Here is a 7716-nt window from a genome sequence, read left to right as displayed (position 1 = left end):
TGGGCCGTGAGAATGACCGCACGCGATCTCGGGGTCGCCGACTGGCTGGAGATCGGCGGACCGGACGGATCGTGGCTCGAGGACCCGTGGCCGGAGCTGTGCTCGGCGGACGTGGTGGTGACCGGGGCGGGGCAGGCATCGGTGGCGGACGCGGCCTGCGCCGATGTCCCGCTCGTCGTGGTCCCGGGCCGCCGACCGTACGGTGAGCAGGACGCGACGGCCGAGGCCCTCCACGGGATCCCCGGGGCCGCCGTGATGAGGTACGGCGACGGCCCGACGGCTGTCGCCCACGCCGTCACCGCCCAGGTCGATCGCTCCCGGGACGGCGCGTCGACGGGGATCAGATCGTGGTGGGGTGTCGACGGGGCGGCCGCCCGCGCCGCCGAGGTCATCAGGGCCGCCACGAGAGGGCTCGTGGGGTGACAGATCCTGGGCTCAGTTATATTGCCTAACTTTAACCTCAGGAAGAATCGGCTGATCGTCCCAGCATCACAGGCATTTCGAGGCGGTTAGGAAAGCCTTGGTTGGGCTTCGTGCGTTTGACGTGTTTCTGTCAACTGAGAATATGAGGTCATCGCATTCTGAACCTTCAGGGCTCATGGCAGGGCACTTCAGTCTCGCGAGGAGGAGACGCCATGCCCAGATACAGGAACCTGCAACCAACCGCAGAATTCTGGTCGTGGCGCGACTCCGCCGCGTGTATCGATCTGGAAGACCTGTTCTACAGCGCGGACGACGAATCCAAGGGGCAGCGCCGACGTAAGGAGGACAAGGCGAAGGCGGTATGTCAGGGATGCCCCGTGTTCGACGCGTGTCGTCAATTCGCCATGGATTCGAAGGAACTGTACGGCGTCTGGGGTGGGACGACCGAGTCCGAACGTCACGCCCTGGCCGGTCGGCACCGCACCGGCTGACGGCACTCGGTCACTGACAGTCCTCGATCCCCGTCCAGTTCTCGACCGCTGTCAAGCCCCGACCCCGTAGGCGGCGCGACGATGCGCCTACGGGGTCGGCTCGTGGCCGTCGCGCCCGGCTGACCGGTTCCGTTCCTTCATCTCGGCCTCGTGCACGTGCTGCCGGCCACCGGTCACCTCGTCGACCACCGCCCGGCTGACCCGGCGGGCCGTCGTCCAGAAGCCGTCGTCGAACTCCTCGACCATCTGGAACGTCCATCGTCCGTGGAGGACGTTCACCCCCACCATCTCAGACCGGATCGTCTCGGCGAGCTGGGTTCTGCCCACTGCTTCCAACTGGTCCGCAGCTTTCTGGTAGAGCAGGTCCGCCCGCCCGATCAGCTGGTGCATGTCGTACAGGCGCCCGCGGGCCCGCTCGATGTATTCGAGTGCCTCGCTCGCCGTGCCGGCGGCTTCCACCTCGGCGTCGGTCGCACCCGCCGGACGCCGGTGGGTCTCGTCGACGCTCCGCGTCCGGCGGGTGCTGCCGGCGCCCTCGCTCACCTGGTCGTCCGCCACCGTCAGGCCGTGCGGGTCAGACGCCGGAGCTGTTCCGGGTCGGTGTGGTGCTTCAGTGCGGTGACCAAGCCCGACCGAGCCCCTTGGGGGTCGGTGTAGGTACGCGGTTCACCCGCGAACATGCGCTCGGACCTGGTCTCCGGGGCATCGTCCGGGCCGGCCTTGAGGAACCGGTTCGGAAGCGAGAGCTTGGCGATCGTGCGCCATGACTGCCAGTACTGCTTGTACAGCGGGCCGGTGGTGTAGGGCAGGTCCCAGCGCCGACACACGTCCTGGACCTTCACCGAAAGCTCCTTGTACCGGTTGGACGGAATGGTCGGGAAGAGATGGTGCTCGATCTGGAACGACAGGTTGCCCGACATGAAGTGGGTGAGATCGCTCCCCGTGAAGTTCGCCGACCCGAGCATCTGTCGCAGATACCACTGGGCCTGCGTCTCCTCCTCGAGATCCTCGAGGGTGAACTTGTCGGCGCCGTCCGGGAAGTGCCCGCAGAAGATCACCGCGTTCGACCACAGGTTGCGGATGACGTTCGCGGTGGCGTTGGCCGCCATCGTCGATTTCCAGTTGGGCCCGGAGAGCAACGGGAACCACACGTAGTCCTTACCCACCTGGCGGCGGGCCTTGCGGAGGAACTGGCCGATGCGCCGCTTCTGCTCGGGCCACCCCGAGGAGTTGATCGTGCCGGGCGCGATCTCCAGGTGCTGCACCCCGACGCCCCACTGAAAAGTGAACGCGAGAATCGTGTTCCACACGATGTTGAGCGAGTACCCCGGATGCCAGGGCTGGTCGCGGGTCACGCGAACCACGCCATACCCCACGTCGTCGTCCATCCCCACGATGTTGGTGTACTTGTGGTGGTGGTAGTTGTGGGTGGCCTTCCAGTGCTCCGAGGTCCCCACGATGTCCCACTCCCACGTGGTGGAGTGCACCTCGGGGTCGTTCATCCAGTCCCACTGCCCGTGCATCACATTGTGGCCGAGCTCCATGTTCTCGATGATCTTGCCGGCGGCCAGCATGCCGGTGCCGAGCAGCCACGCGGGTCGATACCCGGAGAAGAGGAGCACCACACGGGCACCGGCCACGAGGCCGCGCTGGAGACGGATGGTGTCGTTCACGTACCGGCGGTCGGACTCGCCGAGCGAATCCATGACCTCCTGCCGGATCGCGTCGAGCTCTCGGCCGATTTCCTCGACGTCCTCGGCGGAGAGATGGGCGTATTCCTGCACGTCTGATATCGCCATACGCTGACGGTACGGAGGGGGGGCGGAGTTGTCGACCGCAATCCCGGATCGGCGAGTCGATACTCGATAAACCCTCAGGCGCTTATGATCTCCGCATGGCACTCGTCGAGATCTCTGGCGTCAACAAGCACTTCGGTGACTTCCAGGCGCTCAAGGACATCACCATGTCCATCGAACAGGGCGAGGTCATCGTCGTCATCGGGCCCTCGGGTTCCGGAAAGTCGACCCTCTGCCGCGCGATCAACAGGCTCGAGACCTTCGAATCGGGCTCCATCACGATCGACGGCAAGGAACTGCCCCAGGAGGGCAAGGCGCTCGCCAGGCTCCGCGCGGACGTCGGCATGGTGTTCCAGTCGTTCAACCTGTTCGCCCACAAGACGATCCTCGAGAACGTCACCCTCGGACCCATCAAGGTGCGCAAGCAGACCAAGGCCGCCGCCGAGAAGCGGGCGATGGAACTGCTCGACCGCGTCGGTGTGGGCCACCAGGCGGCCAAGTATCCGGCGCAGTTGTCCGGCGGTCAGCAGCAACGCGTGGCGATCGCCCGGTCCCTGGCGATGGACCCCAAGGTGATGCTCTTCGACGAGCCGACCTCCGCCCTGGATCCGGAGATGATCAACGAGGTCCTCGACGTGATGACGGGCCTGGCCAAGTCCGGCATGACGATGGTCGTGGTCACCCACGAGATGGGATTCGCCCGGAAGGCGGCCGACCGCGTCATCTTCATGGCCGACGGCGAGCTGGTCGAACAGGCGACCCCTGAAGAGTTCTTCACCAACCCGCAGAGCGGTCGCGCGAAGGACTTCCTGTCCAAGATCCTGACCAACTGAGTCGGTCTGCAGCGGCGTTCTCACCCCCGCCCGCCCGATCCGACACCGATTCCCACTATCCCTACCCACCCATTTCACGAGGAGAACCCATGAACTTCCGACGGATCGGATCGGCCGCCGCGGCGGTCACCCTGGCCCTCGGCCTCGCCGCGTGCGGGAACGACGACGGCGGCGAGAACCAGCTCCGGATCGGCATCAAATTCGATCAGCCGGGCCTCGGTCTCAAGGAGGGCAACGACTACACCGGGCTCGACGTCGACGTGGCCACGTACATCGCCGAGAAGCTCGGCACCCCCGCCGAGGACATCGAGTGGGTCCAGGCGCCGAGCGCGCAGCGCGAGACCCTCCTCGAGACCGGCCAGGTGGACATGATCGTCGCCACCTACTCGATCACCGACTCCAGGAAGGAGAAGGTCGACTTCGCCGGGCCGTACTTCATCGCCGGCCAGGATCTGCTGGTCCGCGCGGATGACGACAGCATCACGGGCCCGGCCTCCCTCGAGGGCAAGCGCCTGTGCTCGGTCTCCGGGTCCACCTCGGCCCAGAACGTCCAGGAAGAGGTCCCGGGGGTCAACCTCCAGGAGTTCGGCACCTACTCCGAATGTGTCTCGGCACTGGTGTCCAACGCGGTCGACGCCCTGACCACGGACGACACGATCCTCGCGGGGTACGCCGCGCAGGACCAGTACCAGGGCCAGCTCAAGGTCGTCGGCGCCCCGTTCTCCGAGGAGCTCTACGGGATCGGCATCCGGAAGGGCGACACCGAGAAGTGCGAGCAGATCAACGAGGCCATCCGCGAGATGATCGCCGACGGCAGCTGGGAGGCCGCCGTCGAGGAGAACCTCGGCCCGGCCGGGTTCGTCCCGGGCGAGGGGAACCCGCCCAACCCGGACGCCTGCGCCTGATCTGACCACCCGGGTCCTCCGCGTCACAGTGGACAGTGGCGCGGAGGACCTCACACTCCTCATGAGGGAAGGTCGACCATGGGCGACATATTCGCCAACTACGACGTCTTCGGGGCGGTGTGGGTCACCATCCAGCTCTCGCTGCTCGGGACGGCGGGCGCGCTGGTGCTGGGGACGATCGTCGCGATCCTGCGGGTCTCCCCGGTGGCCGTCCTCCGGGGGCTCGGCACCTCCTACGTCAACATCTTCCGCAACCTGCCGTTGACCCTGCTGATGGTCTTCAGCATCCTCGGCCTGTCCTTCATCCTCCAGCTGTCCGTCTCGGACAACTTCGCCCGCAACGCCTTCTGGTGGGCCGCGATCATGCTCGCGGTCTACCACGCGGCGTACGTCTGCGAGGCGCTGCGCTCCGGCGTCAACACGGTCCCGGTGGGGCAGGCCGAGGCGGCCCGGTCGATCGGGCTGGGGTTCGGGCAGTCGCTGCGCGAGGTGATCCTCCCGCAGGCCTTCCGGGGCTCCATCGCCCCCCTCGGCTCGGTCATCATCGCGCTCATCAAGAACTCGACGGTCGCCGCGGTCATCGGCGTAGGTGACTCCGCCGGGCTGCTGCAGGTGATCACCGAGAACGAGGGTGCCAGCCTGCCGACGTTCTTCTTCTTCGCCATGGTGTTCGTGGTGCTCACCCTCCCGATCGGGCTCTGGACCACCTCCCTCTCACGGAAGCTGGCGGTGAAGCGATGAGTACCCAGGCCGTTCTGTTCGACGCCCCGGGACCCAAGGCCCGACTCCGCCACAAGATCTTCACGGTGGTCGGTGCCCTGATCGCCCTCGGGATCGCCTATGTGGTCTACGTCCAGTTCGAGGCCGCCGGCCAGCTGCAGGCGTTCATGTGGGAGCCCTTCGTCACCGACCCGCAGGTGTGGACCTCCTACCTGATCCCCGGTCTCAAGGGCACGTTCACGGCGGCAGCCATTTCCGTCGTGCTCGCGGTGATCTTCGGTTTGCTCTTCGGTATGGGTCGACTCTCGCCGTTCGCGCCGCTGCGGTGGTTCTGCGGCGTGATCGTGGAGTTCTTCCGCTCGGTCCCGGTGTTGCTGATGATGGTGTTCGCCTATTTCGGATACTTCGCGACCTCGAACCTCGTGCCCAACCAGCACGCGCCGCTGGCCGCGGTGGTCACCGCCCTGACCCTCTACAACGGCGCGGTCATCGCGGAACTCGTCCGCTCCGGAGTCCACGGACTGCCCAAGGGCCAGACCGAGGCCGGGCTCGCCGTGGGCCTCACGCCGGGGCAGGTGCTCCGCTCGATCCAGCTCCCGCAGGCTCTCACGGCCATGCTCCCGGCGCTCGTCGGCCAACTCGTCGTCGTCCTCAAGGATTCCGCCCTCGGCTACGGCATCACCTACCTGGAGTTGCTCAACTGGTCCAAGACCCTCGGGTCCGCCTACGCCAACACCGTTCCCGCGTACATCGTGGCGGGCATCCTCTTCGTGGTCATCAACTACTCGCTCACCAAGTTCGCCGTCTACCTCGAAGGTCGGCTGAAGAAGCGCCGCGCCAAGACCTGACCGCCGCCGGGCGGGCATCTGCTCCCGCGCCTGTACGCCTGCGGGGCAGACGCCCGTCTGGATGAACACCGGCCTGCGCGGTTGCGCACGCGAGAGTTCAGGGACACGGGCGGCTGCGGTCGGCGGATGTGAACAGTGAGGGACGGGCGCGGCGTGGCCGTACGACGGGCCCTGGATACGCGAGGGGCCCCGCCGGAAATCGATTCCGGCGGGGCCGTCGTGTACCCGAGGCGACCTGGTGTCAGCTCACGTCGGTGTCAGCTCACTTCGGTGGCATCCGGATGCCACCGTCGACGCGCACGGTCTGCGCGTTCATGTAGGGGTTCGTGAGCAGCTCCATGACCATCGACGCCAGCTCGTCGCCCGAGCCGAGACGCTTGGGGAACAGCACGCTCTCACCGAGCTTGGCCTTGAACGCCTCGGAGTCGGGGCCCTCGCCGTAGATCGGCGTGTCGATGAGGCCGGGGGCGACGGTGTTGAGGCGGATGCCGGCGGCCGACAGATCACGAGCGACGGGGAGGGTCAGCCCCACGATTCCGCCCTTGGAGGCGGAATACGCGGCCTGGCCGATCTGGCCGTCGAAGGCGGCGACGGAGGCCATGTTGACGATCGCGCCCTTCTGGCCGTCCTCGTCGGCCTCGCCGCGGGACATCGCCGTGGCGGCCAGTCGCAGCATGTCGAAGGAGCCGATGAGGTTGATGTCGATGACCTTGCGGAACGAGTCGAGGTCGAAGGCCGAGGCGAACTCTCCGTCGCGGCCGATCGTGCGCTGCGCCCACCCGATGCCGGCCGAGTTGACCAGGTACCGCAGCGGGCCCAGTTCGAGAGCGGCCTCGACGGCCTTGACGTTGTCCTCGGTCTTGGTCACGTCGACAGCCACGAACGTGCCCCCGACGTCGTTCGCCAGCGCCTCGCCCTTCTCGGCGTTGAGGTCGGCGACGACCACCTTGGCCCCCTGCGCGGCGAGCTGACGGACGACGGCGGCGCCGATTCCCGATGCGCCACCGGTGACGATTGCACTTGCTCCGGAGATATCCATGTCAGAACCGTAACAAGCCGACGTGACCGACATCGCGGTCACGGGTCGTTCGGTCGGTGATTCAGCTGGCCGAGCCCTCGACCACCACGTCCCAGCGGATGCCGAACCGATCGTGGACCTGCCCGTAGAGGTCCCCCCACGGGGCGACCTCGAACGGCATCGCCATCTCGCCCCCGCTGCTGGTGACCTTGTCCAGGAATGCTCGGGCCTCGCCCTCGGTGTCGAAACCCAGGAGGAACGAGTAGACGTCGTTCCGCGGCTGCGGGAGGTTCTCTCCCATGGAGTCTCCGCCGGTCAGGCTGATACCGGGGGCCTCGAGGGTCGCGTGCGCCACCGACCCGTGCGGCGGGTCGAACGGGAAGTCCTCCGTCGACGGGAACTGGTCGTAGGTCATCACGTCGAGCTTCCCGCCGAAGAGCCCCTGGTAGTACGGGAACGCCTCGGACGCGTTACCTGGGAAGGAGATGTAGGGGATACAGGTCATGGCCATGATCGGAGCCTCTCGTCACGGGCGACCGCGTGCCGGTGCGACCCGGTATCCGCAACGCTAGACCCGGTGGCGGCGCCGGTCACGTGAAATCTCGTCGCCGTCGCCCTCGCGCTCGCCGTCGCCGCGAGGTCAGGCCGACGCGGGGTCGCGGCCGGCCAGCGCGAGGAGCCG

10 protein-coding genes are annotated in these 7716 nt (G+C 66.9%); 6 read left to right on the top strand and 4 right to left on the bottom strand.

What is annotated here, in order from left to right:
• Together G6026_RS17185 and G6026_RS06665 are read left to right on the top strand one after the other, a co-directional pair.
• Window positions 1-423, top strand: a 423-nt coding sequence (locus G6026_RS17185; protein WP_277815597.1) for a glycosyltransferase, incomplete at its 5' end; no start/stop codon positions are given.
• A gap of 212 nt (window positions 424-635) precedes the next feature.
• The gene (locus G6026_RS06665; RefSeq protein WP_107757635.1) at window positions 636-914 is read left to right on the top strand and encodes a WhiB family transcriptional regulator; all 279 of its coding nucleotides are present in this window, start codon (window positions 636-638) and stop codon (window positions 912-914) included.
• 87 nt (window positions 915-1001) lie between these two features.
• Here the strand turns inward: G6026_RS06665 and G6026_RS06660 are convergent, their stop codons facing one another.
• A complete protein-coding gene (locus G6026_RS06660; RefSeq protein WP_182612695.1) occupies window positions 1002-1457 on the bottom strand; it encodes a hypothetical protein in 456 nt (151 codons plus the stop codon).
• Window positions 1458-1474: 17 nt separating this feature from the next.
• Entirely contained in the window at window positions 1475-2713 is a 1239-nt protein-coding gene (locus tag G6026_RS06655; protein ID WP_182612693.1) for a fatty acid desaturase, read from the bottom strand.
• A gap of 95 nt (window positions 2714-2808) precedes the next feature.
• Here G6026_RS06655 and G6026_RS06650 point away from each other — a divergent pair, with 95 nt between their 5' ends.
• The 4 genes from G6026_RS06650 to G6026_RS06635 all read left to right on the top strand — a co-directional run bounded on the left by G6026_RS06650 (window position 2809) and on the right by G6026_RS06635 (window position 6016).
• Complete coding sequence (locus G6026_RS06650; RefSeq protein WP_107757633.1) at window positions 2809-3543, top strand: amino acid ABC transporter ATP-binding protein; 735 nt, start codon at window positions 2809-2811, stop codon at window positions 3541-3543.
• Between the two features lie 89 nt (window positions 3544-3632).
• Complete coding sequence (locus G6026_RS06645) at window positions 3633-4448, top strand: glutamate ABC transporter substrate-binding protein (RefSeq protein WP_107757632.1); 816 nt, start codon at window positions 3633-3635, stop codon at window positions 4446-4448.
• Window positions 4449-4526: 78 nt separating this feature from the next.
• Window positions 4527-5189 (top strand): amino acid ABC transporter permease, encoded by a 663-nt coding sequence (locus G6026_RS06640; protein WP_017837355.1) that lies wholly within the window; start codon window positions 4527-4529, stop codon window positions 5187-5189.
• Window positions 5186-6016 (top strand): amino acid ABC transporter permease, encoded by an 831-nt coding sequence (locus G6026_RS06635; protein WP_182612691.1) that lies wholly within the window; start codon window positions 5186-5188, stop codon window positions 6014-6016. The genes G6026_RS06640 and G6026_RS06635 overlap by 4 nt, the downstream gene beginning before the upstream one ends.
• A gap of 262 nt (window positions 6017-6278) precedes the next feature.
• Here G6026_RS06635 and G6026_RS06630 read toward each other — a convergent pair whose 3' ends face one another.
• Entirely contained in the window at window positions 6279-7055 is a 777-nt protein-coding gene (locus G6026_RS06630; RefSeq protein WP_182612689.1) for an SDR family NAD(P)-dependent oxidoreductase, read from the bottom strand.
• 61 nt (window positions 7056-7116) lie between these two features.
• Window positions 7117-7539, bottom strand: coding sequence for a VOC family protein (locus G6026_RS06625; RefSeq protein ID WP_309230206.1), 423 nt, complete (start codon window positions 7537-7539; stop codon window positions 7117-7119).
• Window positions 7540-7716: the final 177 nt, after the last annotated feature.

The sequence above is a fragment of the Dietzia sp. DQ11-38-2 genome (assembly GCF_014145055.1).
In the GTDB taxonomy this organism is placed as follows: domain Bacteria; phylum Actinomycetota; class Actinomycetes; order Mycobacteriales; family Mycobacteriaceae; genus Dietzia.
This window is presented reverse-complemented; position numbering and strand designations above follow the sequence as displayed.

Bases quoted from the DNA above. Each gene is read 5' to 3' on its own strand.
- G6026_RS06665 (WP_107757635.1), top strand. From the start codon at position 636: ATGCCCAGATACAGGAACCTGCAACCAACCGCAGAATTCTGGTCGTGG.
- G6026_RS06655 (WP_182612693.1), bottom strand. From the start codon at position 2,713: ATGGCGATATCAGACGTGCAGGAATACGCCCATCTCTCCGCCGAGGAC.
- G6026_RS06650 (WP_107757633.1), top strand. From the start codon at position 2,809: ATGGCACTCGTCGAGATCTCTGGCGTCAACAAGCACTTCGGTGACTTC.
- G6026_RS06645 (WP_107757632.1), top strand. From the start codon at position 3,633: ATGAACTTCCGACGGATCGGATCGGCCGCCGCGGCGGTCACCCTGGCC.
- G6026_RS06640 (WP_017837355.1), top strand. From the start codon at position 4,527: ATGGGCGACATATTCGCCAACTACGACGTCTTCGGGGCGGTGTGGGTC.
- G6026_RS06635 (WP_182612691.1), top strand. From the start codon at position 5,186: ATGAGTACCCAGGCCGTTCTGTTCGACGCCCCGGGACCCAAGGCCCGA.
- G6026_RS06630 (WP_182612689.1), bottom strand. From the start codon at position 7,055: ATGGATATCTCCGGAGCAAGTGCAATCGTCACCGGTGGCGCATCGGGA.
- G6026_RS06625 (WP_309230206.1), bottom strand. From the start codon at position 7,539: ATGACCTGTATCCCCTACATCTCCTTCCCAGGTAACGCGTCCGAGGCG.